This is a genomic window from Streptomyces sp. ISL-11 (assembly GCF_018614525.1).
In the GTDB taxonomy this organism is placed as follows: domain Bacteria; phylum Actinomycetota; class Actinomycetes; order Streptomycetales; family Streptomycetaceae; genus Streptomyces.
Map to the genome: position 1 here is coordinate 75,260 of NZ_JAGGOL010000029.1, position 24,424 is coordinate 99,683.

The following is a 24,424-nucleotide window of genomic DNA, read 5'->3' on the forward strand; positions in this document are numbered from 1 at the left end:
CTGCGTGACGGGCAGATTTCGGGGTGCGGCGCCGGTCATGGAGAAGACGGCACCCAGCCGGACATGGCGAGGGGCGGCGCCCGTGCGGGAGCGCCGCCCCTCTTTACTCCCCCACCGGGAGTTGTTGCCGCCCGCATCGGCTCGGGCGGCAACTCGCATACTCAGCGGCCGCTTATTCGCTCGCCACCCCCCACGGGAACGAGCGGGAGCAGCCCCGAGTGCGTGAATAGCATTTCGCTTCCGACATGTTCCGCGCGAGTCCTTTCAACTGTGGCCAAAAGGACGTGGTAACAGCTCGTATCGGTGTGCATACTCAGTGAGCGGGGGGTGGTTGCGATGTCTCATGTGGGGGTTTGGTGCTGCGCGTCCATTTCACGGGACTCGATCTGGCCCGGTTGCGCCTGGCCGGAGACCCGGACGCACTCTGGGAAACCGTATTGAGCCTGCACCGGCTCCGGGACAAACAAGGCGAGTCGATCTTCGGTGATTGGCGGTCGGAAACCCGGACCCGGTTGAATGGTGAAACGCGGCTACTGGCGCCGCTGGTCCCCTCCCGCGGATATTTTCCCGACTTCCTGACCCCGCCCGAAGGCGTCCTCGGACTGGACTCGGGCATGCAGGCCCTGCGCGAGACGCCCGCCGAGCGGGTCCACCAGGAGCTCGGCAGGCTCTCCACGGTCCGTACGCTCCCCGCTTGGATACGATCCATGGCCGAGGGCGACACCCGGGCCTTCGCCAAGCTGACCGGTGCCCTGCACGCCTACCACGAGGCGGCCATCGCCCCCTACTGGGCGCACATCCAGGCGCAGATAGAGGCCGACCGGGCGGTGCGCGGCCGGGCCCTGCTCGACGGCGGCGCCGACGCGCTGCTGTCCTCACTGCCGCCGATGATGCGCTGGCGGGCCCCCGTGCTGGAGGCCGACTACCCCGTGGACCGCGACGTCCACCTCAACGGCCGCGGACTGCTGCTCGTCCCCTCCTTCTTCTGCCGGCGCACGCCCGTCACCTACGTCAACCCCGACCTGGCGCCCGTCCTCGTCTACCCCGCGCGCCACATGTCGGAGTGCGCGTCCGCCGTCGACACCGCGCCGCGCTCGCTCGGCAAGCTCGTCGGCCACACCCGCTCGGCCGTCCTCGGTTCCATCGGCGGCGGCTGTACGACCAGTGAACTCGCCCGCCGGGTCGGGGTGTCCGCCGCCTCCGCCAGCCAGCACGCGGGGGTGCTGCGCGAGGCGGGCCTGGTGCTGACGCTGCGCAACGGCAGCGCGGTGCTGCACACCCTGACACCGCTGGGCGCGGCACTGCTGCGCGGCGGCCACCGCCCGCCGGCCCGGCGGGCTCAGTCGTCGATGCCGGAACGTTCGACGCCCGCGACGATGTAGCGCTGGAGCAGCAGGAAGACCAGCAGCAGCGGCACGATCGACACCGCGGCCGCCACGAACAGTTCGTGGAGATTGACGATCTGCGCGGTGGTGAAGGTCGACAGCGCCACCTGCACCGTCCAGGCGTCGCGGTCCTGGCCGATGACCAGGGGCCACAGGAAGGCGTTCCACGCGCCGATGAAGACGATCGTGGCGACGGCGGCGAAGACCGGCCGCGAGTTGGGCACGACGATCCGCCAGTACGTACGCCAGTAGCCGAGCCCGTCGACCTGCGCGGCGTCCTCCAACTCCCGGGGGAAGCCCAGGAAGTACTGGCGGAAGACGAAGCAGGCGAACGCGCTGAACAGTGTCGGCACGATCAGGCCGCGCAGCGTGGAGATCCAGCCCAGCGAGGAGACCAGCACGAACGTGGGCAGGAAGGTCACCGCCGCCGGCACCATCAGCGTGCCGAGGATCGCGTAGAAGACGGCGTCGGCGTGGCGGTAGGGGATCCGGGCCAGGCCGTAGCCGGCGAGCGAGGCGAGCAGCACCGTGCCCAGCGTGGTCGCCACCGCGATCAGCGTGGAGTTCAGCAGCGCGTGCGCCATCGGCACGGCGGGGTCGTCGAACAGCTCGCGCACGTTCGACCAGCGCACGTCACGGGGGAAGAACGTCCAGTCCGGCGCCGTGATGTCCGCCTCGGAGGCGAGGCCGTTGCGGACGAGCAGGTAGAAGGGGATCAGGAACAGCGCCGCCAGCGCGATCAGCAGGACCAGCCGCAGCGCCCGTCCGGTCCGTACGAGGGCGTCGTCGAGCACGCCGTCCCGGCTCCGCGTCCGCGTCATGCCGCACCCTCCCCGCGCCGGCCGAGCCCGGACCAGCGTGCCTGTACGACCGTGACCACCGCGATGATCAGTGCCAGGATCACCGCGCCGGCGCTGCCCAGCCCGAGGTTCTGGCCCTGCCCGAGCGCGGTGTAGTAGAGGTAGACCAGCGGCGGCCGGGCGTACGGCGGGTAGCCGCGCGCGTCCGAGAGCAGGTTGTAGAACTCGTCGAACGCCTGGAACGCGCCGATGACCAGCAGCAGCACCACCGCCACCGAGGTCGGGCGCAGCGCGGGGAACGTGATGTGGCGGAAGGTCTGCCACCCCGGCCGGGCGCCGTCGACGGCGGCGGCCTCGTACAGCTGCGGCGGGATGCGCTGGAGGCCGGCCAGGAAGAGGACCATGTAGAAGCCCGCCTGGAGCCAGAGCCGCACGGTGACCACGACCAGCCAGTACCAGGGCGGATCGGTCGTCGCGAGCCAGGCGACCTGGTCGGTGCCGAACCAGCCCAGCACGGTGTTCGCCAGGCCGAACCGCACCCCATTGAAGATCGACATCTTCCAGATCAGCGCGGCCACGACGTACGAGCAGGCGGCCGGCAGGAAGAACACCGAACGGAAGAACGCCTGGGCGCGCCGCAGCCTGCCCACCGCCAGTGCCAGGCCGAGGGAGAGCGCGTAGGTCGCCGGGACGATGAAGGCGGTGAAGAGCGCGAAGGTCGCCAGCGACGAGCGGAACGCCGGGTCGCGCAGCATGGCCGTGTAGTTGTCCAGGCCGACGAAGTCCGTCGGGGTGACGGTGTTCTGCGCGTCGAAGAAGCTGAGCCAGACGCTCCAGGCCAGCGGTACGTACGTGAACAGCAGCAGCCCGAGGGCGAAGGGGCCGGTGAAAATCCAGAACCAGAGGGTTCGGTTCCGCTGGCGGGCCGTGCCGGGAGCCGACACGTCAGGACCTCTTCCGCACGCGCCGCAGCTCGGTGTCGGCGGTACGGACGACCGCGCGAAGCTCGGCCGCCGGGTCGGCACCGCCCTTGATGACGCGGTTGAGCGCGTCCTGGTAGGCGGTCTGGCAGGCGACCGTCCACAGCAGGGGCTGGGCGTAGCCGTGGTCGGTGGTGAAGCGGACGACCTCGGCCGCGGCGCCCTCCTTCAGCCGCGTGGCCTTGGCGGCCAGCGAGATGCGGGCGGGGATGTGGAAGCCGTAGGAGAGCGCGAAGTCCTCCTGGTGGTCGGTGCGGTCCACCCACAGCCACTTCACGTACGCCTTCGCCGCGTCCCGGTGCCGGCTGCGGGCGCTGACCGCCGCCCCGTACGCGCCGACCGGCACGGCCGGCCTGCCGGAGGGCCCGTCGGCCGGGAAGGGCAGGACGCCGAAGTCGTCACCGAGTGCCTTCTTCACCTGCGGCAGCGTCCACAGGCCGGACCACTGCATCGCGGTGAGCCCCTGGACGAGTGCGGAGGGGTCGGACCAGTCGGTGGGCGCGCCCAGCAGCAGTGACTTGTCGGCGTACAGCCGACGGAGCTTGCCGAGGGTGCGGGCCGCGGCCGGGTCGTCGAAGCCGACGCGGCCGTCGTCGGTGACCAGCGAGAGGCCCGCGGCGTACAGGGGCGTGCCGCCCAGGACGCCCGAGCCGCCGTCGTTGCCGAGGAACAGCCCTTTGACCTTGGAGTCCGTGAGCCGTTTGGCCGTGTCGACCAGCTCGTCCAGGCTGCGGGGCGGGCGGGCGCCGGCCTTCTCCAGCAGGCTCTTGCGGTAGTAGAGCAGCTGTGTGTCGACGACCTGGGGCACGCCCCACACCCGGCCGTCGTACGTCTTGGGCGCGATGACCGCCTTCGGGAAGTCGCTCTCGACGCCCTTGAGCAGGTCCGTGAGGTCGACGACCTGACCGCCCTGGATCTGGTCCAGTGTCGGACCGTTGACCTCGAAGACGTCCGGACCGGAGTCGGTCAGCAGGGCGGCCGCGGTCTGCTGGTCGTAGGCGCCGGGCCGCCACTGGATACGGACGTCGGCCGGCCGGTAGGCGGCGGCGTACCGGCGGACCGCCCGCTCGGTGCCCGCCTCGCCGTACTGGTGGTACCAGTGCGACAGGCGGGTTCGCGAACCACCGTCGTCCCGGCCGGTGTTGGAACCGCACGCGACGGCGAGCCCGCCCGTCAGGGCCAGCCCGCCACCGGCGGTCAGGAGTCGTCTGCGGCTGATCGGCATGTCGCTCGTCCCCTCGCTGGGTCGGCCGTTCGAAGACCGTCCGCTGTGGACCGTCTGCGATCGTACGGCTCAACGATCAACGATGGAGGGGGATTGCGACAGACGCGTTATCGCCGTGTGGCGGCCGGTTCGGTGTGCGGGGTGCTGCGGGCCGTTGTCGTGCGCACCACCGCTGCGCGGCGGTGTCCTCAGTCTCCCCCAGCTACCGCTGGGGGTGCCCCCAACGGGCTGAAATTGGCTGAGCTCAGCCGAATCGAGCCCGTCCGGCGTTTGAGGACGCGCCCGGAGGGCGCCAGCCGCCGCAGGCGGCAAAGACGACCCGCAGTCGACGATCCGCCGGACTAGTCCGTGTCACCTCCGCGGACGCGGAACCGCAGTCGGCAGATGACCGCGTCGGTGTCCCGGCGCACCGCATGCGCGACGACCGCGCCCCGCTGGTTCTGCAGCAGCCGCTGCCATACGTGCGCGGGTTCGACCTCCGGGATCAGCACCGTGACGCGGTTGCCGGGGTGCCGGGCGGCCAGCTCACGGACGTAGCCGACGATCGGGCGGCCCAGGGCCCGGGTGTCCGCGGGCAGTTCGACCAGGTCCACGCCCGGCCGCCACAGCTCCCAGTCGCGGCGCAGCGACTCCGCGGCCCGCCGGCCCTCGGCGTCGGGCTGGGCGACGGTCACCGCCACCACCTCGTCGCCCAGGGACACGGCGGCGGTCAGCGCCTCGCTGGTCAGCCGGGACAGCGAGGAGACCGGCACGACGACCACGGAGTGGCAGCGGCGCGGCGGCTCCGGCACCCGGCCCAGCCCGAGCCGCTCGCCGATCCGCCCGTACGCGCGGTGGACGGCCTCGAAGACCGCGACCAGCAGCGGCAGGGCGAGGACGATCAGCCAGGCGCCCTCCTCGAACTTCGTCGCGGTGACGACGACGGCCGAGACGCCGGTGAGCGCCGCGCCGAAGCCGTTGAGCAGGGTCCGGCCCCGCCATCCGGCGGAACGTTCCCGCCGCCAGTGGCGGACCATGCCGACCTGGCAGATGGTGAACCCGACGAACACCCCGATCGCGAAGAGCGGTACGAGCGTGTTGACGTCCCCGCCGGAGAGGACCAGCAGCAGCGCGGAGACGGCGGCCAGTGCCAGCACACCGTGGCGGTGGACCTGGCGGTCGGCCTTCAGGCCGAAGACGTGCGGCAGGTAGTTGTCGCGGGCCAGCAGCCCCATCAGCACCGGCAGGCCGCCGAAGGAGGTGTTCGCGGCCAGCGCCAGCAGGACGACGGTCGCGAACTGCACCACATAGAACGCGCCGTTGTGGCCGAGTGAGGCGTCGGCGAGCTGCGCGAGGACGGTCACGCCCTCGACCGGCTGGAGGTGGAAGCGGCCGATGAGGACGGACAGGCCGATCAGCATGACGCCCAGCAGCGCGCCGAGCGCGACCTCGGTGCGCTGGGCGCGCCGGGCCGCCGGGGCGCGGAAGGACGGCACGGCGTTGGCGACGGCCTCGACGCCGGTGAGCGCGGAGCAGCCGGAGGCGAACGCCTTCAGCAGGAGGAGGGCGCCCACGGTGGTGGCGTTCCCGCCGAGGACGGAGGCGTGCCCGGCGGCCTCGGTGCTCGCGGGCGCGTCCCGGAAGAGCCCCACCACGATCATCGTCAGGACCGACCCGACGAAGACGGCGGTCGGCACGATGAACGCCTTCGCCGATTCCACGATGCCGCGCAGGTTGACGGCGGTGACCAGGGCCAGCACGCCCAGGCAGATCCACAGCCGCTCGCCGTAGAGGGAGGGGAAGGCGGAGGTCAGGGCGGCGACCCCGGCGGTGACGGAGACGGCCACGTTCAGCACGTAGTCCAGCACCAGCGACGCCGCCGTCACCAGGCTGGTGCGCCGGCCCAGGTGCCGCTTGGCGACGGCGTAACTGCCGCCGCCGTCCGGGAACGCGGCGATGACCTGCCGGTAGGAGGCGACGAGCACGGCCAGCAGCGCGGCGATCGCGAGCGTGACCGGCAGGGTGAAGCCGAGGCCGTACGCTCCCGCGGCCGCCAGCACCAGCACGATCGACTCGGGCCCGTACGCGACGGAGGCCATCGCGTCGAGGGACAGGGCCGCGAGTCCCTGCGTCGTGGTCAGCCGGTGCCGGTCCTCGCCGGCGGGGCGCGCGGCGCCGGTATCGGGCGGCTCCTCGCCGGTCCCCGCGAGCTCGTCCGTACGGGCCACCATGGACATCTTTTGTCGTACCTCCGTGACGTGGAACGCCCAGAGTGCGCCCGCTTCCGAGTGCTCGCGCCCGGTCTTGGCGGGCCCTTGGCGGGTTTCGGCGGGATCTTCCCGCTTTCTTGACGCGCCAGGCAGCGCGGACCCGAGCCGGTGTCAGTGGTGCGTCACGCTCAAACCCAGCCGTACCGGACGCCCGTCATCCGCTCCGACACCGCCCACAGCCCGGCCGCGGCCGTCCCGTCGCGTGTCCAGGCGGCCCGTACCGAACGGGCCGGCGCGCCCCGCATCATCACGGCCCGCGGCCCGAAGAAATCGTCCTGCCGCACCTCCGGCGCCGTGGCCGCGTACAGCGCCGGCAGCGCCCCGTCCTCCGCGCTCTGCGCGAACGCCCGGTTGAGCAGCCGCACGAACTGCTCCGCCACGTCCCGCTCCTCCATCCGCACCCCGGCCGTCTGGAGGTTCGTCGCCGCGTACCCGGGATGCGCCGCGGCCGCCACGACCGGGGAGCCCACCGCCGTCAGCCGCCGTGCCAGCTCGTGGGTGAAGAGCAGGTTGGCGCTCTTGGACCGGCCGTAGGCGATCCACCGGCGGTAGCGGTGCTCCATGTTGAGGTCGCGCGGGTCGACCGTGCCGAGGAAGTGCAGCGCGCTGGAGACGGTCACGATCCGCGCCCCGTGCCCTGTCTCCTTGAGCAGCGGCAGCAGCAGCCCGGTCAGCGCGAAGTGACCCAGATGGTTGGTCCCGAACTGCATTTCGAACCCGTCGACCGTCTTGCGCTCCGGCAGCGCCATCACACCGGCGTTGTTGACGAGCAGGTCGAGCCGGTCACCGGGAAAGCCCGCCGCGAAGGCCCGTACGGACGACAGGTCGGCCAGGTCCAGCTCCGCGAGCATCACGTCCGCGCCCGGCGCCTCCGCCCGCAGCCGCTCCTCGGCCGCCTTGCCGCGCGCGGCGTCCCGGCACGCCAGCACCACCCGCGCCCCACGCCGGGCCAGCTCCCTCGCGGTCACGTACCCGAGACCACTGTTGGCCCCGGTCACCACGGCGGTGCGCCCACTCTGATCGGGGATGTCACTCGAGGTCCAGCTCTTCACGTCCGCAGCTCCTACGCGTCGGTAGCCTCCGGGCCTCCCAGACTAGGCGACGACGGCGGGGCGGGGCCCGCGATCGGGCCGACAGCGATCCCGGGCGCGGCCCGGAGCGCTCCTCCGCGCGGTGTACCCCGTCGGTTCCGCGGAAAGCCTCAAGGTGTTCCGGCTCCGGCCCATGCCACCGGCTCACCTTCGCACGCGAGTTGAGGGAGCCCGTACGATCCCACCGGTGACGCACGAGATATCGCTGACCACGCTGCTCCTGCTCTGCCTGGCCGCCGTCGCCGCCGGGTGGATCGACGCCGTGGTCGGCGGAGGCGGGCTGCTGCAACTGCCCGCGCTGCTGGTGGGGCTGCCGCACGTGCCGCCCGCGCACATCCTGGGCACCAACAAGGCCGTCGCCATCTGCGGCACCACCGCGGCCGCCGTCTCCTACGTCCGCAACGCCGGGCTGGACCTGCGGATGGCCCTCCGCATCGGGCTCGCCGCGCTGGGGGGATCGCTGGCGGGGGCGTTCTTCGCGTCCGGCATCAACAGCGCCGTCCTGCGGCCCCTGATCATGGCCGTGCTGCTCGCCGTCCTCGCCTTCGTGCTGCTCCGGCCCGCCTTCGGGGTGACACCGGGTGCCGCCGTCCCGGCGACGCGGCGGCGCGTGCTGACCGCGATCCTCGTCGCGGGCCTGGGCATCGGTTTCTACGACGGGCTCATAGGACCGGGCACGGGCACGTTCCTGGTCCTGGCGCTGGCCGGGATCCTCCACATGGACCTGCTCAGGGCCTCCGGCACCGCCAAGATCGTCAACGTCTGTACGAACGTGGGCGCGCTGGTGACGTTCTCCGCGCAGGGCTCCGTGCTGTGGCAGGTGGCCGCGCCCATGGCCCTGTGCAATCTCACCGGCGGCGCGGTCGGCGCGCGGATGGCGCTGAAACGGGGGAGCGGGTTCGTCCGCGGCGTGCTGCTCGTGGTGGTGGTGACCCTGGTCTGCAAGCTCGGCTATGACCAGTGGGGTGGGTGAGGCGGGTGACACTCATCGGGAAATCGGTCCGGTGAGGGTTGGACCCGGGCGGTTCCGGTTAGCCTGTCGATTACCTTCCTGACCTGGTGGGGGTTCTTGTGCGTTTCTCCCGGTGGCGCCGCACCCGGTGGGTCCGGGCCGTGCTCGCGGGGCTGTATGTCGTCACGCTCGCGGCCGCCGTGCCCAAGGGCGCCGGCGGACACGGCCGGGAGGGCAGCTGGTCCAGCGAGGAGGCCCAGCGGTTCTGGGGGCCCTCGCGGGTGGCGGCCGCCCCGGCGTCCGACGACGAGGCCGCCCGCAAGGCCGCCGACGCGGACGACGCCTCCGGAGCGCAGCCCGTCACCGGCAGCGCGCGACACTTCGACGGGGTGCCCTCGGTCGGCGCGCTGGTCTTCGTCGGCGAGGACCTGAGGGACCATCACTGCACGGCGAGCGTCGTGCACAGCCCCAAGGGCAATCTGATCGTCACCGCCGGGCACTGCGCGCTGGGCGACGACGCCGCCTTCGTCCCCGGCTACCGGGCCGGCGCGGACCGGCAGCCGTACGGCGTGTGGCCGGTGGACCGGGCGTACGTCGACCCCCGCCGCACCGACACCGGCGAGGGCTCCGACCTGGACTTCGCCTTCGCCACCGTCAGGCCCGACGGCCGCGGCCGGCAGATCGAGCGCGTCACGGGCGCCAACCGCCTGGTCCGCACCCCCGGCTACAGCAACAAGGTGACGGTCATCGGCTATCCGGACGCCGACGACGACCCCGCCGACCAGGCCATCCGCTGCACCGCCCGGACCAGCCGACTGGAGGGGCAAAGACAGCTGCGCATGCGGTGCGAGGGCTTCGTCTCCGGCACGTCGGGCAGCCCCTGGCTCACCCATTTCGACGAGAAGACGAAGACCGGCGACCTGGTCGGCGTGCTCGGCGGCCTCAACGGCGGTGGGCCCGACGGTGACGACAGCGCACGGATCTCCTACAGCCCGGTCAATGACGACGAGATCTTCAAGCTCTATCTGGACGCCATAAACGGACGGGAGCCGCACCGGGCCTCCTGAGCCCCTTACCCGTCGGACGGTGCGTGGCCGATCCAGCCTCCCGGCGGCTGCGACTGGGCGTCCCCGCCGACGTCCCGGTTCCGTACGTCGATGGCGCCTCCGCCGCCGTCGTGGTCGCTGCCGGCCGTGCCCCGGCCGCCGACCAGCGAATTGCCCGTCCGGTCGACCTCCAGCCAGGAATCGGCACGGGAATTGTCGATCACCAGGAATCCGACCGGATGTCCCTCGCCGCAGAACGCCGCCTCGGCGTCGTCGTCCGGCTGCGCGGACACCGGGAGCGCGGCGGCCTCGGCGCCGGCGAGCAGCACGCTCGCCGCCAGCGCGACGGTGAGGCCCGTGGCGAGCAGGGGTCCGCGGATCACGCCGATACCCGGTGCCGCCGGTGCTGCCGCCTGTCGATGTTCTGCTCCAGCAGCCGGGTCGAACTCTCGACCCCGACGGCACCGGACATCCGGGTGTCCGGCAGACGGCCGTCCGCCATTTTGAGTTCGGCCAGCGCGCTGTCGATCGCACGGTGTGCCGCGAAAAGGCACGGCGTGCTGTAGATGGCGACGTCGACGCCCAATTCCGTGAGTTCGGTGAGCGAAAGGCTCGGGGATTTTCCGCCCGCGATCTGATTGAACAGCAGGGGTTTGTCCCCGATGACGGAACGGACCTTGCGAATCCATTCCAGACTCCGTACCCCGTCGACCAGGACGACGTCGGCGCCGGTCTCCGCCAGCGCGGCCGCGCGGCGCAGGATCTCGGTCTCCTCGGTGGCGTCCGTACGGGCCACCACGAGCAGGTCCTGCCTGCTGCTCAGGACCAGGTCGAGCTTCTTGAGGTAGTCCTCCAGGGGCAGGATGACCTTCCCGTCGGCGTGCCCGCACCGGCGCGGGCGCTGCTGGTCCTCCAGGATGACCCCGGACGCCCCGGCCCGCTCCAGCCGCCGCACCACATGGCAGGCGACCTCGGGGTCGACGTAGCCGTCGTCGATGTCCACCAGCAGGTGGTGGTCGGGGAAGGCCGGCCGCAGCCGTTCGACGAAGGCCAGCATGTCCGGCCAGGCGATGAAACCGATGTCGGGGAGCCCGTAATGGGACGCGGCGAAACCGAACCCGGATACGAAGAACCCGTTGTAGTGCTGGGCCGCGATGGAGGCCGAGTACATGTCGTAGATGCCGATGAGCGGGGTGGTCCGGGGCGAATCGACTGCTTCTCGCAGGGCGGTGCCGTAGCGCATCCGTTCTCCTTTGGCGTCCGGAACTCGCAGTGTTCTCACGACCGTCGCTCGGCGCAGGGAAGAACGGGCGGCAGAGCGCCCGAGCGGTAATTCTTCCGATGCGTCGGCACATACGTTTTCAGAATCGCCGGAAGGTGTAAACGGCGACTTCTGAGCAAGTCCCTGTCAAAGAATGATGCGACCGTATGGTTGTCCGCCCGGGAAGGCCCGAAAAGGCCCGGAAAGGAATGGTCACGCCATGGTCAGCGGCACGTAAAGGGCTCGGCGTAGGAGAGGATGTCGCGCATCGCGGGCGCGTACGCGGTCGGAGTCCGGTCCCGGAAGTACTCGCCCCACGCGGGATCCGGGGGAGGATGCCGTAGTCGGTGCTCGCCCGGAAGCCGTAGCGACCGTAGTACGCGCGGCTGCCGAGGAGCGCGACGCTCCCGCCGTGCCTCCGGCCGGGACCGCCCCGCGCCTACCGCCGCTCCCGCGGCGCCCCCGACTCCGCCAGGGCCTGCTCCACGCCCGGCTCGTGCGGCCCCAGGAACCGCGGTCCGGGCCGTACGAGCGCGTCCAGCGCCGCCTTGCCCGAGGCGAAGACCTCGCGTGCCCCGCCCGCGTACCAGGTGACGTCGTGCACCGCGTCCACCCCGACGCCGTGCGCGTCGATGCCCGCCGCCCCGCACAGCGCCAGCGCCCGGCGTATATGGAATCCCTGGCTCACCAGGATGGCCTTCTTCACCCCGAATATCCGCACCGCCCGGGTGCACGAGTCCCAGGTGTCGAAGCCCGCGAAGTCGCTGACGATCCGGTCCGCGGGCACCCCCCGCTTCGTCAGATACGCGCGCATCGCGTCCGGCTCGTCGTACTCCACGCGGCTGTTGTCACCGGTGACCAGCACCACCTTCACCTTGCCCGCCCGGTACAGCTCGACCGCCGCGTCCAGCCGGTGCGCCAGATACGGGGACGGCCTGCCCTCCCACAGACCCGCGCCGAAGACCATCACCACCGGCGCCGACGGCGCGCTCTCCACGTCCCGGACCCGCGGCGCCGCCGAGGCGTACACCCACGTGATGGGCATCAGCGCCAGCACACAGCCGGCCACCACCGCCCACAGCGCGCGCCGCCACCCCCGTCTCGTACTCGGCAGACTGCGCCTCAACCTCATGTTCGATCATCCTCCCGTTGCCCAGGATCAACGCCGCCGGAGCCCCGGCGGTTCCCGGCCTTCCGGTCGGCGGCCGGAAAGGCCGTCACCGACCCCCCATGCCGTCGCTGCTGTCACACCCTGCGGTTACCGTCGGAGGTATGAACGGCTCAGCACGGACCGCGACGGAACAGCCCCCACTCGCCGGGTACGAGGCGTCGGACCTGGAGCGCTGGGCGCCCGAGCCCGACAAGCGCCCAGGCCGCACCGCCTTCCAGCGCGACCGGGCGCGCGTCCTGCACTCCGCCGCGCTGCGCCGGCTCGCCGGCAAGACCCAGGTCGTCACGCCCGGCGTCAGCGGCCAGGCGTGGGACGCCAGCCCCCGTACGCGCCTGACGCACTCCCTGGAGTGCGCCCAGGTCGGACGCGAGCTGGGCGCCGCCCTGGGCTGCGACCCCGATCTGGTGGAGGTCGCCTGCCTGGCACACGACCTCGGTCACCCCCCGTTCGGCCACAACGGCGAGCAGGCGCTCAACGAAGTCGCCGAAGCCTGCGGCGGTTTCGAGGGCAACGCCCAGTCCCTGCGGCTGCTCTCGCGCCTGGAGCCCAAGCGCTTCGTGACCCGCGCCGGCAGCGGCGAGCTCTTCAGCGTCGGCCTCAACCTCACCCGGGCCGCCCTCGACGCCGCCACCAAGTACCCCTGGCCGCGCGGCGGTCACCCCAAGGACCCCGACTCCCGCAAGTTCGGGGTCTACGAGGACGACGTCCCCGTCTACGACTGGTTCCGCCAGGGCGCGCCCGAAGGAGGCCAGAGCTTCGAGGCGCAGGTCATGGACTGGTCCGACGACGTCGCCTACTCCGTGCACGACGTCGAGGACGGCCTGCACGCCGGCCACCTCGACCCCAACTTCCTGCTCGCCGACCCCGAGCGGCGCGAGGTGTTCGCCGTCGCCGCCGCCCGTTACGCCCCCGGTGCCGACCCCGAGGAGCTCGCCGAGGCCCTCGACGGCCTCCTCGAACAGGAGTGGTGGCCGCACGGCTACGACGGCTCCGCCGTCGCCCAGGCCCGCCTGAAGGACGCCACCAGCCAGCTCATCGGCCGGTTCTGCCTCGCCGCCGAGTCCGCCACCCGCGCCGGCTACGGCCCCGGCCGCCTGACGCGCTACCGCGCCGAGCTCGTCGTGCCCCGCAGGACCCGGCTGGAGTGCGCCGTCCTGAAGGCCGTCGCCGACCGGTACGTCATGCAGCGCGAGGACCAGGAAAAGCTCCGCGCCGACCAGCGCGTGGTCATCGCCGAGCTCGCCGAGGCCCTCGTCGCCCGCGCGCCCGACGGCCTCGACCCGCAGTTCCGCTCCCTGTTCACCGCCGCCGACGACGACAGGGGACGGCTGCGCGCCGTCGTCGACCAGATCGCCGCGCTCACCGACGTCTCCGCCCGCGCCCTGCGCGCGCGCCTCACCGGCGCACGTTCTGTGACGAAAGAGTGACCCATTGTCCATGGAATCCGGGCACTCGCCCGCCACCATGCGGGTACTGACCCGTCCGGGGTAGTCCCTCTTCCGGCCGTGGCCTCCGTGCGGGACCCTCTGCACGGGCACGGGCCGATTTCGACCGGGGGCGGTTAGCGCAGACGCACTGCGTGGCAGCGAGGAGGCAGCAAGTGGTCGACGCACACCAGACGTTCGTCATCGTCGGAGGGGGCCTCGCGGGGGCGAAGGCCGCCGAGACCCTCCGCTCGGAGGGCTTCACCGGCCGGGTGATCCTCATCTGCGACGAACGTGACCACCCCTACGAGCGGCCCCCGCTCTCCAAGGGGTATCTGATCGGCAAGGACGACCGCGAGAGCGTCTTCGTCCACGAGCCGGCCTGGTACGCACGCGCCGACATCGAGCTGCACCTGGGCCAGCCCGCCGTCCACCTCGACCGCGCGGCGAAGTCCGTCCGCCTCGGCGACGGCACCCTCGTCCACTACGACAAGCTGCTGCTGGCCACCGGCGCCGAGCCCCGCCGCCTCGACATCCCCGGCACCGGCCTGGCCGGCGTCCACCACCTGCGCCGCCTCGCCCACGCCGAGCGGCTGCGCGGCGTCCTGTCCTCCCTCGGCCGCGACAACGGCCACCTCGTCATCGCCGGCGCCGGCTGGATCGGCCTGGAGGTCGCCGCCGCCGCCCGCGGCTACGGCGCCGAGGTGACCGTCGTCGAGCCCGAGCCCACCCCGCTGCACTCCGTCCTCGGCCCCGAGCTCGGCCAGCTCTTCACCGACCTGCACGCCGAGCACGGCGTCCGCTTCCACTTCGGCGCCCGGCTCACCGAGATCACCGGCCACGACGGCATGGTCCTGGCCGCCCGCACCGACGACGGCGAGGAGCACCCCGCCCACGACGTCCTCGCCGCCATCGGCGCCGCCCCGCGCACCGCCCTCGCCGAGGCCGCCGGCCTCGCCCTCGTCGACCGGGCCGACGGCGGGGGAGTCGCCGTCGACGCCTCCCTGCGCACCTCCGACCCCGACATCCACGCCGCCGGCGACGTCGCCGCCGCCGAGCACCCCTGGCTGAACACCCGGCTGCGCGTCGAGCACTGGGCCAACGCGCTCAACGAAGGCCCCGCCGCCGCCCGCGCCATGCTGGGCCAGGACGTCTCCTACGACCGGGTGCCCTACTTCTTCTCCGACCAGTACGACGTGGGCCTGGAGTACTCCGGCTACGCGCCCCCCGGCTCGTACGACCAGGTCGTGTGCCGGGGCGACGTCGGCAAGCGCGAATTCATCGCCTTCTGGCTGTCCGAGGGCCGCCTCCTGGCCGGGATGAACGTCAATGTGTGGGATGTCACCGAAACCATTCAGAAGCTGATCCGCTCCGGCGTCCGCCTCGACCCCGACGCCCTCGCGGACCCGGGCGTCGCGCTGGAGGGCCTGCTCCCCTCATGAGCACCGCCCGCACCGAGCTCGTACCCGCCGCGGCGATCCTCCCCCTGCGCCACGCGGTGCTGCGCCCCGGCCTGCCCGAGGCCGCCGCCGTCTTCCCCGAGGACAGCGCCCCCGGCACCTTCCACATCGCGGCCTACGACCCCGGGAGAGCGGTGCGGGCCTGCGTCACCTTCCTCCCGGAGCCCCTCCCGGGCACGGGCGAGGACGCGTACCGCTTCCGCGGCATGGCCAGCGACCCGGCCGCGCGCGGCCTGGGCTACGGCGTCGCCGTCCTGCGGGCCGGCCTCGCCGAGGCCGCCGCGCGCGGCGCCTGCCTGGTGTGGTGCAACGGACGCACCTCCGCCCGCGGGTTCTACGAGCACCACGGCTTCACCGCCCGCGGCGAGGAGTTCGAGGTGGAGGGCATCGGCCCGCATCTCGTCTTCACGATCAAGCTCTCCGGCACCGGGGCGGGCGGAGGTGCCGGCGTCCGGCCGTAGAATTCACCCGTGGCAGGACGGATCAACGATGACGACGTGAAGGCGGTCCGGGACGCGGTCCCGATCGACGCCGTCGTGTCCGAGTACCTCCAGCTGCGCAACGCCGGCGGCGGCAACCTCAAGGGCCTGTGTCCCTTCCACGACGAGAAGTCCCCGTCCTTCCAGGTCAGCCCCGCCAAGGGGCTCTTCTACTGCTTCGGCTGCCAGGAGGGCGGGGACACCGTCGACTTCGTCATGAAGATCGACCACCTCTCCTTCGCCGAGACCATCGAGCGCCTCGCCTCCCAGGCCGGCATCACGCTGCGCTACGAGGAGGGCGGCTACACCCCCGGCCGCCAGCAGGGCGAGCGCATCCGCCTGGTCGAGGCCCACAAGCACGCCGCGAAGTTCTACGCCGAGCAGCTCGACGGCGCCGAGGCCGAGATCGGCCGGAAGTTCCTCGCGAGCCGCGGCTTCGACCAGGCCGCCGCCCAGCACTTCGGCGTCGGCTACAGCCCGGCCGGCTGGGACCACCTCACCCGCTTCCTGCGCGGCAAGGGCTTCAGCGACAAGGAGCTGATCCTCTCCGGCCTCGCCCAGGACAGCCGCAACGGCCGGCCCATCGACCGCTTCCGCGGCCGCCTGATGTGGCCCATCCGCGACATCACCGGCGAGGTCATCGGCTTCGGCGCCCGCAAGCTCCGCGACGACGACAACGGCCCGAAGTACCTCAACACCCCCGAGACCCAGATCTACAAGAAGTCGCACGTCCTCTACGGCATCGACCTCGCCAAGAAGGACATCGCCAAGACCAGCCGCGCCGTCGTCGTCGAGGGCTACACCGACGTCATGGCCTGCCACCTGGCCGGCGTCACCACCGCCATCGCCACCTGCGGCACCGCCTTCGCCGGCGACCACATCAAGATCCTCCGCCGGCTGCTGATGGACAACTCTGCCGCCGAGGTCGTCTTCACCTTCGACGGCGACGCCGCCGGCCAGAAGGCCGCCCTGCGCGCCTTCGAGGACGACCAGAAGTTCGCCGCCGAGACCTCCATCGCCATCACCCCCGGCGGCATGGACCCGTGCGAACTGCGCCTCGCCGAGGGCGACGCCGCCGTGCAGTCCCTGGTGGAGACCCGCACCCCGCTCTTCGCCTTCGCCATCCGCCAGATGGTCGCCCGGCACAACCTCGACACCGCCGAGGGCCGCGCCGCCGCCCTCGAAGCCGCCGCGCCCATCGTCGGCAACATCAAGAACAGCTCGATCCAGCACGAGTACGCCGTCCAGCTCGCCGGCATGCTCGGCATCCTCGACACCCAGTTCGTCGTCCGCCGCGTCGGCCAGCTCGCCCGCTGGGCCCGCGAGCGCGGCGGCAGGCCCGAGCAGGGCCGTACGCACCACCGCGCCGCCCCCGCGCCCGCCGCCCCCCAGCCGCCCGTCCGCTCCGGCCCCGCGCTCAACCTGCGCAGCCCCGCGCAGCTCACCGAGCGCGAGCTCCTCAAACTCGCCCTCCAGCGCCCGGAGCTGGTCGCCCCCGCCTTCGACGCCTACGGCGAGGACGAGTTCACCGCCGCGCCCTACGTCACCGTCCGCCGCGCCATCGAGCAGGCCGGAGGCGTCACCGACGCCCCCGACGACTACCTCACCCGCGTCCGCGACGCCGCCCCCGACGACACGGTCCGCGCCCTGGTCACCGAGCTCGCCGTCGAGGCCATCCGGCACAAGAACGTGGACGAGGTCTACGCCGGCATGCAGCTCGTCCAGGTCCGGCTGCGGGCGGTCGAACGCCGCGTCCAGGAGGTCCAGGGCAGCCTCGTCCGGCTGAACACCCAGGCGGCCCCCGAACACCTGGCCGCCGTGCAGAACGAGCTGTGGGTCCTGGAGCAGTACGCCCGCTCCCTGAAGGACCGGGGCGCCGCCGCGCTCTAGGCGGTGGCCGGCGGGTCGTCGGCTGCGGGCCGGTCTTTGCCGCCTGGTCGCCTGCGGCGGGCGGGCCGTCTTTGCCGCCTGCGGCGGCGGGCGCCCTGCGGGCGCGTCCTCAAACGCCGGACAGGCTTGATTGCGGCTGAGCCCAGCCACAATCAAGCCCGTTGGGGGCACCTCCCAGCGGTAGCTGGGGGAGATTGAGGACACCGCCGCGCAGCGGTGGTGCGCACGACACGACCCGCAGCCGCCCGCTCACATGAACCGCCGGACACGGCCCCCGCTGCCCAGCAGGACACCGCTGTCACGGCCGGTCACGGAACGGACTCAGAAAGTACCCGCACGCCCCTCGTGGCGGGCCTGTGTCGTACCCCACACTGGTGGGCGGTGCCTGAGTCCTCGGAGTGCGGCAGGTCCGGCCGCAGGGACCCGGAACCCTCCGTGAAGCCGCACGTGATCCACGGGACGGACGCCGGCCCGGCCGCCCCCGTCCCTCCGTCGCATGCCATCCCCTGACAGGCAGCGATCACCTTGGAGGTCGCCCCCGTGCAGACCCGGACTCCGGCCCGGCACCGGACACCGCCCGTGCCCCAGGCCCACCCGGCCCCGACCGTGCCCCAGCAGGCCGAGCCGCCCGCAGCCGAGCGCCTCCCCGACGACGCCGCCCCCGAGGCGGATCCGCCACCGGGGCCGGAACCGGACGCCGATCCGGACCGCGACCCCGACCGGATCGCCCGCGCCGACGCCGCGCGCGCCGACACCAGCGGGCCCTCCTCCGACCTGTTCCGTCAGTACTTGCGCGAGATCGGCCGGATCCCCCTGCTCTCGGCGGCCGAGGAGGTGGAGCTGGCCCGCTGCGTCGAGGCCGGCCTCTTCGCGGAGGAGAAGCTGGGCAGCACCCCCGACCTCGACTCCCAGCTCGCCGTCGACCTCGACCGCCTGGTCGTCCTCGGCCGGATGGCCAAGCGCCGCCTCATCGAGGCCAACCTCCGCCTGGTCGTCTCCGTCGCCAAGCGCTACATCGGCCGCGGGCTGACCATGCTCGACCTCGTACAGGAGGGAAACCTCGGCCTGATCAGGGCCGTCGAGAAGTTCGACTACGCCCGCGGCTACAAGTTCTCGACGTACGCGACCTGGTGGATCCGCCAGGCCATGTCCCGGGCGCTCGCCGACCAGGCCCGTACGATCCGCGTCCCCGTCCACGTCGTCGAGCTGATCAACCGCGTCGTCCGCGTCCAGCGCCGCATGCTCCAGGAGCGCGGCTACGAACCCACCGCCGAGGAGGTCGCCGCCCACCTCGAACTCACCCAGGAGCGCGTCAGCGAAGTGCTGCGCCTCGCCCAGGAGCCGGTCTCGCTGCACGCGCCCGTCGGCGAGGAGGACGACGTCGCGCTCGGCGACCTCATCGAGGACGGCGACGCCGCCTCACCCGTGGAATCGGCCGCCTTCCTGCTGCTGCGCGAGCACCTGGAGGCCGTCCTCTCCACGCTCGGTGAGCGGGAGCGCAAGGTCGTCCAGCTGCGCTACGGGCTGGTCGACGGCCGGCCGCGCACCCTGGAGGAGATCGGCCGGATCTTCGGCGTCACCCGCGAACGCATCCGTCAGATCGAGTCCAAGACCCTCAACAAGCTGCGTGACCACGCCTTCGCCGACCAACTGCGCGGCTACCTCGACTGACGGCGCACCCGCCCGCCCTTACTGGAAGGCCCCGGGGTGGGTCTGCTCGCGCACGGTCACGTACTGCTGGCGCACCGCCTGGCCCACCGGCAGGTCCTCGCCCGGCTCGAACACCTGGCCCGCGGCCGCGGGCCACAGCGGGGGCTGCTGCGGCGACAGCGTGCCGTGCTGGACCCCCAGCGCCCACGCCGCCTGCCGGGCCGCGCCCAGCGCCGCGTAGTCCGCCGGCTCCACCACGACGACCTGCGCGCCGAACAGCTGCGGCGCGATCGCCCGCACCGCCGGCAGTTCGGCCGCGGCACCCAGCAGGAAGACCCGCCGCACCTGCACACCGCGGGTGCGCAGCACGTCGAGGGCGTCGGTGAGCCCGCACAGCATGCCCTCGAACGCGGCCCGCGCCAGGTGCTCCGGCTTCATGCTCTCGCGCCGCAGCCCGGTCAGCGTCCCGGCCGTGTGCGGCAGGTGCGGGGTCCGCTCGCCCTCCAGATAGGGCAGCAGGACCAGCCCGTACGAGCCCGGAGTGGACCGCATCGCCAGCTCGGACAGGCCCGGCAGGTCCGTGCCCAGCATCTCCGCCGTGCCGCGCAGCACCCGCACCGCGTTGAGCGTGTGCACCACCGGCAGGTGCATGCCGGTGGCGTCGGCGAACGAGGTGATGGTGCCGGTGGGGTCCACGAGCGCCTCGTGGTGCACGGCGAACACCGAGCCCGAGGCGCCCAGCGAGACGACCGCGTCGCCCAGCCCGACCCCGAGCCCGAACGCCGCCGCCATCGTCTCGCCCGTACCGGCGGAGATCAGCAGGCCCTCGGGCGTGTGCCCGGCCGGCTCGGCGGGCGCGAGCACGTCCGGGAGCGTCAGCTGGTGGCCCAGCGCCAGCTCCACGAGATCGGGCCGCCAGGAGTTGGTGGCGGCCGACCAGTAGCCCGTGCCGGAGGCGTCCCCGCGGTCCGTCGTGCGCCGCACGGGGCGTCCCAGCAGCTGCCAGACCAGCCAGTCGTGCGGCTGGAGCGCCGCCGCGGCCCGGGTCGCCGACTCCGGTTCGTTGCGCGCCAGCCAGCGCAGCTTCGCCACCGCCTGCCCGGCCTGCGGCACCGAACCGACGGCCTGCGCCCACGCGGTCCGGCCGCCCAGCGCGTCGGCCAGGTCGGCCGCCGCGGGCTGCATCCGCTTGTCGTTGCCGAGCAGGGCGGGCCGTACGAGCACTCCGCCCGCGTCCAGGACCAGCAGGCCCTGCTGCTGCGCGGAGACGCCGATGGCCTGGACGCCTTCCAGGACGCCGCCCGCGGCGGCCTCGCCCAGCGACATCAGCCAGGCCTGTGGATCACCGTCGGAGGTGGCGGGGTGCGGCGCGTAACCCTGCCTGAGCACGGCACCCGTCTCCGCATCGCAGACGACGATCCGTGTGCTCTCGGTCGAACTGTCCAGTCCGGCGACTATCCCCATGCCGTGATGATGCCAAACTCCCGGCGCCATCCCGTCACCGGTCAGGTGTTGCTCGTCCCCCAGTCGTCCTCGGTGGCCGAGCGCTGCTCGCGCAGCGAACGGACCCGCTCGCTCACCGAGCCCGGCAGCCGCTCGCCGACCTTCGCCAGGCCCCTGGAGGCCATCGCCCGGCCGTTCTGCGCGGCGGACTCGGCGGTGTTGCGGACGGCGGGGTTCTGGGCGATCCGCTGCGCCCCTTTGCGCAGCTGTTCGTACCGCTCGCGGCCGGCCCGTGTGCCGAGCACATAGCCGACGGCTGCTCCGATCAAGAACGTCAGCCGGTAGCGCATCGCGCTCCACCCTTCACTCGGATCCCTTGTGCCCCACACGTCTTCGAGGGGGTCGCCGGTCTGTGCTCCGCGCCTACCCCTCGCGTGCGAAGGTCACTCCCGGGCACCGATTGGCGGAGCACCCCCCTGCTTGCGCTAATGTATGTGTCGCAGCGAGCGCACGCCGCCCGGGAGACCGGACGACAGTGCATTCGAGGCACCGCAGCAATCCCCTGTAGCTCAATTGGCAGAGCAGCCGACTGTTAATCGGCAGGTTACTGGTTCGAGTCCAGTCGGGGGAGCGCGATCCTCTGTAGCTCAATTGGCAGAGCAGCCGACTGTTAATCGGCAGGTTACTGGTTCGAGTCCAGTCGGAGGAGCAGGACGAGGAGGGCCCCGCGAGGGGCCCTTTTTCGCGTCCGGAGGGAACCATCCCGCCGTGATCGAAGTCCTCAAGGTCAGGTCGGTCACGCATTGCGGACCCTCAGGGGCAGCAGATCGTATGAGCGGCTATGCTGCGGCAGACGGCGCGCACAGATGTGCGCGACGCGCCGTGAACGGGGCGGTAGCTCAGCCGGTTAGAGCAGCGGACTCATAATCCGTCGGCCGTGGGTTCGAGTCCCACCCGCCCCACTCACGCGATGTTGTGCAGAAACGATGCAACCTGCGGTTTCCGTGCCCCGACTGGTTTCGATCAGGCGGGGCACAGTGCTGTTGGGGGCCGGTTGCGCGAGCGGTGCGTGAGCGCGGTGGCGAAGGATACGGCCTGACGAGCCCGGGACATGAGCCTGGCGGCCTCCAGGTCGATCTCGAGCGGCAGGCTCGTACGGGTGTCCGAGATCAGCGCGCTCTTGGCTGCGCTCGGCCTTTGGATGATGGAGGCCGGCCGAAGGCTTGAGGAGCGGTGACTGTGCCAACGATCAGGCAAGGGCACCGGCGGGAAGTCAGCCCGTTTCCTCTGTGGCTGTTTTCCGGGCTCCGTCCAGCCCGGTCATTGCCGCGTCGAAGCCGGACGTGACCGGTGGCTTCGGGCTCGGAAGCCTTCGCGGCGCGGTGGTCACCGCAAGCCGGGTCAGGCTGGTGCCCACGGCGTCGGGGCCATGCCGCATGAGTGCCCACAGCGCACTGATCTCGCGGCTGGACTCCCAGATTCCGTGCTCGGGGGCCGCGAAAGCGGTGACCGTCAGATGGTGTTCGAGGAACGGTTGGTGATCGAGGTAGTTCATGCCTCCTGGCCCGCACAGGTAGCCATGGCAGCCGGTCGCGTGTGTGAGGTCCGCGAGGCGTTGCGAGCGTTCCGGTCGGGACGGCAGGTCGCTGCTGTGAAGGACTCGTCCCTGCCAACCGAGCAGATCCAGCAGAAGGACGGTGGACGCCTCGGCCACTACCGCTGTCCGGTCGGTCGCTGTGAACAGGCGGAGCACCCTCTCGAGCTCACCGCTCAGGACGGGCCAGTGGGGGCCGGCCCCGTAGTACCACTGAACCATCCGTGCGGTCCGTCGCCCTGAGCGCACAGGCTCAGCCATCAGGGCCTCGCGGAGGACCGTCTGACGGCCTCGCGGCAGGTGCGTGGGAATGGACAGCCATTGGCGGCTCTGGGGATCACTCAGAGCTGCCAGGCGGGTCCGGTGCTGGTAGTCGCGGCGGGCGAACTGAACGTCGTCCAGGACGATCCAGAAGTCCGCTGCGAACAGCTTGGCCAGCGTGTGAAGCCGCGGGGACAGGTTGGGCTGGTGGATGGCGCACAGCCCGCCCCCGGCGTGGTGCTCAGACCTTGAGGAGGCGGCTGTCGAAGCCGGCTGCGAGGAGAGATTCGTACGCGGCATATACGTCCTCCGGGACGTCCTGCCCGATGGCGAAGTCGAGCTTCGGATACTCGATCACCCGCTGCAGGTCCCCGACGAGCTGGTCGACGACGAGCTGTTCGTCGCCGATCGTCTTGAGGTAGTCGTCGAACTCCAGTGGGGCCGAGGCACAGACCACCTCGACCTCGGGCCACACCTTGCGGGCGGTGGCGCAGGCACGTCGTTCCATGTAGGGCATGGAGACCAGCAGCACGGTCCTCACAGCGATCCCGGTGGCGGCCAGGACATCGCGGGAGAGAGTGATGTTCTGCCCGGTGTTCCTGGCGTTGGGCTCCAGCAGAACTGCTTCCGCAGGCACGCCGAGGGCGAGCGCGTGCTCGCGGAAGTGCACGGCCTCGCCGCGCGGGAAGCGGTCGGGGGCGGTGGGGTTGGAGCCGCCGGAGAAGACGAGTGTGGGGAACAGCCCGGCCCGATACAGCTCGGCACAGAACGCGGGGACCCCGAGGTCGTGGCTGCCCAGGCCGATCGCGGCGTCGCAGGGCCGAGCTTTGTGGTGCATCTGGTGGTAGTCCCAGATCAGCTTGGCATGCCGGCGCTGGTCGTCGGTGATGGCCCGCTGGTTGTCGCTCACTCGCGTCTCTCCCTGGTCACCGCCGCCGTGGGCCGTCCGCCCCCGCGGTCGTGGTCCGGATGCTCTCGATGCTGCTCAGCTGGTGGCTCATGCCACATCGCGTGGCCAGCTTCGCAGCCAGGTCGAGGGCCTGGAGCCCATCATCCCGGGTGGCAGGGTCGGACAGCAGGATGTGTCCGTGGGCGGTGTTCAGGCGCACACGCTGCATCGGCGAGTCGGTGGCGCCGGTGCTCCGGGCGATGTCGATGAAGTGCAGGGCACTGGCGAGGTCGCCGGCGCCCCGGTGGGCAAGGGCAAGCTTCTGATGGGCGACCGACCAGTCGTCGGGCTCGGCGAGGTCTTCGAAGTCGCGGGTCGCGGCGAGCATGACCCGGGTCGCGTAGTCGTGGTTGCCGTCTTTGCTCAGCGCGGTTCCCACCCACAGGCGGGCCCGGGCGCGGTCGCGGCGGGCAAGCCGGTCGTCGACGGCGAGGCGCTCGTACTGGCGAGCGGCAGTTTCCAGACGACCGGACATCTCCGCGACGACTGCGAGCGAGAGGTCGAGCTGGGCGACGCGGCGGGGGATATCGAGCTGGCTGAAGATCGAGCGGGCTCCGGCGTACGCGTGCTGGGCCGACAGCGGCCCCAGCACCGCCCCTTGGTCGCGCTTGAGGTCACCTGACAAGGCGGTGGAGCGGGCGAGGAGGTACAGGCCCTTGTCGTCCAGTTGCGGGGTAGCGAAGCGGGACAGCCACCTGCCCAGCAGACTGTCGGCGAAAGAGAAGTTCTGCCTGCTCAGGGCGACAACGATGCGGTCCAGGTCATCGGTCCACGATTCGTACTCCCATGCCCTGGGGCCTGCCGCGGTGATCCGTCGACCTGTTGCGAGCGGCTTGTCGGCCTCGGACAGGAACGTCTCGAACCGTAGATGCGCTGCCGCGTCCGCCCTCGCGAGCGCGGTGTCCAAGATCGCCTGAGTGTCCGAACGAGGCTCGATCGAAGCCAGGAGCTTTTCCCACTTGGAGATGGTCCGGACGGCGACACCGAGGTGTCCGGCGAACGCGCGGACACTCATTCGCAGCGCGAGACGCAGGGCTCTGGCCTCCAGGCCGGTCCAGTGGTGCACGGTCGCCACGCGTCGCTCCCTTCCGAGAGCTCATGCAAGCACGGTCGG

The 24,424-nt window shown here is 71.8% G+C and carries 21 protein-coding genes and 3 tRNA genes; 11 read left to right on the forward strand and 13 right to left on the reverse strand.

Going from position 1 to position 24,424, the window contains the following annotated elements; genetic code table 11:
* The first annotated feature begins 356 nt into the window (after positions 1-356).
* Entirely contained in the window at positions 357-1,382 is a 1,026-nt protein-coding gene (locus tag J7E86_RS08145; protein WP_215080856.1) for a helix-turn-helix transcriptional regulator, read from the forward strand.
* On the opposite strand, the gene J7E86_RS08150 is transcribed toward J7E86_RS08145, so the two are convergent.
* The 5 genes from J7E86_RS08150 to J7E86_RS08170 form a co-directional block, all read right to left on the reverse strand.
* Entirely contained in the window at positions 1,340-2,206 is an 867-nt protein-coding gene (locus J7E86_RS08150) for a carbohydrate ABC transporter permease (RefSeq protein WP_215080857.1), read from the reverse strand. The genes J7E86_RS08145 and J7E86_RS08150 overlap by 43 nt on opposite strands.
* Entirely contained in the window at positions 2,203-3,129 is a 927-nt protein-coding gene (locus tag J7E86_RS08155) for a sugar ABC transporter permease (RefSeq protein ID WP_308312513.1), read from the reverse strand. Before J7E86_RS08155 ends, J7E86_RS08150 begins: the two co-directional genes overlap by 4 nt.
* Position 3,130: 1 nt before the next feature.
* Positions 3,131-4,390 carry an ABC transporter substrate-binding protein gene (locus J7E86_RS08160; protein WP_215080859.1) on the reverse strand — a complete coding sequence of 420 codons (1,260 nt, stop codon included), beginning with the start codon at positions 4,388-4,390 and terminating at the stop codon, positions 3,131-3,133.
* Positions 4,391-4,731: 341 nt separating this feature from the next.
* Positions 4,732-6,606, reverse strand: a complete 1,875-nt coding sequence (locus tag J7E86_RS08165; protein WP_215080860.1) for an APC family permease — start codon at positions 6,604-6,606, stop codon at positions 4,732-4,734.
* Positions 6,607-6,767: 161 nt separating this feature from the next.
* A complete protein-coding gene (locus J7E86_RS08170) occupies positions 6,768-7,691 on the reverse strand; it encodes an oxidoreductase (RefSeq protein WP_215080861.1) in 924 nt (307 codons plus the stop codon).
* A gap of 226 nt (positions 7,692-7,917) precedes the next feature.
* On the opposite strand from J7E86_RS08170, the gene J7E86_RS08175 reads away from it, so the two are divergent.
* Together J7E86_RS08175 and J7E86_RS08180 are read left to right on the forward strand one after the other, a co-directional pair.
* On the forward strand, positions 7,918-8,703 hold the full coding sequence (locus J7E86_RS08175; RefSeq protein ID WP_308312514.1) for a TSUP family transporter: 786 nt from the start codon (positions 7,918-7,920) through the stop codon (positions 8,701-8,703).
* Positions 8,704-8,789: 86 nt separating this feature from the next.
* On the forward strand, positions 8,790-9,749 hold the full coding sequence (locus J7E86_RS08180; RefSeq protein ID WP_308312515.1) for a trypsin-like peptidase domain-containing protein: 960 nt from the start codon (positions 8,790-8,792) through the stop codon (positions 9,747-9,749).
* A gap of 5 nt (positions 9,750-9,754) precedes the next feature.
* Here the strand turns inward: J7E86_RS08180 and J7E86_RS08185 are convergent, their stop codons facing one another.
* The 3 genes from J7E86_RS08185 to J7E86_RS08195 all read right to left on the reverse strand — a co-directional run bounded on the left by J7E86_RS08185 (position 9,755) and on the right by J7E86_RS08195 (position 12,121).
* A complete protein-coding gene (locus J7E86_RS08185) occupies positions 9,755-10,111 on the reverse strand; it encodes a hypothetical protein (protein WP_215080991.1) in 357 nt (118 codons plus the stop codon).
* Positions 10,108-10,971 (reverse strand): oxaloacetate decarboxylase, encoded by an 864-nt coding sequence (locus J7E86_RS08190; RefSeq protein ID WP_215080863.1) that lies wholly within the window; start codon positions 10,969-10,971, stop codon positions 10,108-10,110. The genes J7E86_RS08185 and J7E86_RS08190 overlap by 4 nt, the downstream gene beginning before the upstream one ends.
* 457 nt (positions 10,972-11,428) lie before the next feature.
* Positions 11,429-12,121, reverse strand: a complete 693-nt coding sequence (locus J7E86_RS08195) for a vancomycin high temperature exclusion protein (RefSeq protein ID WP_215080864.1) — start codon at positions 12,119-12,121, stop codon at positions 11,429-11,431.
* 140 nt (positions 12,122-12,261) lie between these two features.
* On the opposite strand from J7E86_RS08195, the gene J7E86_RS08200 reads away from it, so the two are divergent.
* The 5 genes from J7E86_RS08200 to J7E86_RS08220 all read left to right on the forward strand — a co-directional run bounded on the left by J7E86_RS08200 (position 12,262) and on the right by J7E86_RS08220 (position 19,084).
* Positions 12,262-13,587 carry a deoxyguanosinetriphosphate triphosphohydrolase gene (locus tag J7E86_RS08200; RefSeq protein WP_215080865.1) on the forward strand — a complete coding sequence of 442 codons (1,326 nt, stop codon included), beginning with the start codon at positions 12,262-12,264 and terminating at the stop codon, positions 13,585-13,587.
* 173 nt (positions 13,588-13,760) lie between these two features.
* Positions 13,761-15,026 carry an FAD-dependent oxidoreductase gene (locus tag J7E86_RS08205; protein ID WP_215080866.1) on the forward strand — a complete coding sequence of 422 codons (1,266 nt, stop codon included), beginning with the start codon at positions 13,761-13,763 and terminating at the stop codon, positions 15,024-15,026.
* Positions 15,023-15,505: a GNAT family N-acetyltransferase gene (locus tag J7E86_RS08210; RefSeq protein ID WP_215080867.1), complete on the forward strand. Its 483-nt coding sequence runs from the start codon at positions 15,023-15,025 to the stop codon at positions 15,503-15,505. The genes J7E86_RS08205 and J7E86_RS08210 overlap by 4 nt, the downstream gene beginning before the upstream one ends.
* A gap of 9 nt (positions 15,506-15,514) precedes the next feature.
* The gene (gene dnaG, locus J7E86_RS08215) at positions 15,515-17,413 is read left to right on the forward strand and encodes a DNA primase (protein WP_215080868.1); all 1,899 of its coding nucleotides are present in this window, start codon (positions 15,515-15,517) and stop codon (positions 17,411-17,413) included.
* 540 nt (positions 17,414-17,953) lie between these two features.
* Complete coding sequence (locus tag J7E86_RS08220) at positions 17,954-19,084, forward strand: RNA polymerase sigma factor (RefSeq protein WP_374223775.1); 1,131 nt, start codon at positions 17,954-17,956, stop codon at positions 19,082-19,084.
* Positions 19,085-19,102: 18 nt separating this feature from the next.
* Here the strand turns inward: J7E86_RS08220 and J7E86_RS08225 are convergent, their stop codons facing one another.
* Together J7E86_RS08225 and J7E86_RS08230 are read right to left on the reverse strand one after the other, a co-directional pair.
* Positions 19,103-20,527 carry an FGGY family carbohydrate kinase gene (locus J7E86_RS08225; RefSeq protein WP_215080869.1) on the reverse strand — a complete coding sequence of 475 codons (1,425 nt, stop codon included), beginning with the start codon at positions 20,525-20,527 and terminating at the stop codon, positions 19,103-19,105.
* Positions 20,528-20,568: 41 nt separating this feature from the next.
* Positions 20,569-20,856: a YtxH domain-containing protein gene (locus J7E86_RS08230; RefSeq protein ID WP_215080870.1), complete on the reverse strand. Its 288-nt coding sequence runs from the start codon at positions 20,854-20,856 to the stop codon at positions 20,569-20,571.
* 208 nt (positions 20,857-21,064) lie between these two features.
* On the opposite strand from J7E86_RS08230, the gene J7E86_RS08235 reads away from it, so the two are divergent.
* The 3 genes from J7E86_RS08235 to J7E86_RS08245 all read left to right on the forward strand — a co-directional run bounded on the left by J7E86_RS08235 (position 21,065) and on the right by J7E86_RS08245 (position 21,468).
* Positions 21,065-21,137: transfer RNA gene (locus tag J7E86_RS08235), tRNA-Asn, on the forward strand.
* A gap of 5 nt (positions 21,138-21,142) precedes the next feature.
* Positions 21,143-21,215, forward strand: a tRNA-Asn gene (locus J7E86_RS08240).
* A gap of 179 nt (positions 21,216-21,394) precedes the next feature.
* A tRNA-Ile gene (locus J7E86_RS08245) sits at positions 21,395-21,468 on the forward strand.
* Between the two features lie 311 nt (positions 21,469-21,779).
* Here the strand turns inward: J7E86_RS08245 and J7E86_RS08250 are convergent.
* The 3 genes from J7E86_RS08250 to J7E86_RS08260 are packed head-to-tail and all read right to left on the reverse strand — an operon-like array spanning position 21,780 to position 24,385.
* Positions 21,780-22,661, reverse strand: coding sequence for a WbqC family protein (locus tag J7E86_RS08250; RefSeq protein WP_215080871.1), 882 nt, complete (start codon positions 22,659-22,661; stop codon positions 21,780-21,782).
* Positions 22,603-23,271, reverse strand: a complete 669-nt coding sequence (locus tag J7E86_RS08255) for a YdcF family protein (protein WP_215080872.1) — start codon at positions 23,269-23,271, stop codon at positions 22,603-22,605. Before J7E86_RS08255 ends, J7E86_RS08250 begins: the two co-directional genes overlap by 59 nt.
* Before the next feature lie 16 nt (positions 23,272-23,287).
* Positions 23,288-24,385, reverse strand: coding sequence for a DNA-binding transcriptional regulator (locus tag J7E86_RS08260; RefSeq protein WP_215080873.1), 1,098 nt, complete (start codon positions 24,383-24,385; stop codon positions 23,288-23,290).
* Positions 24,386-24,424 lie beyond the last annotated feature (39 nt).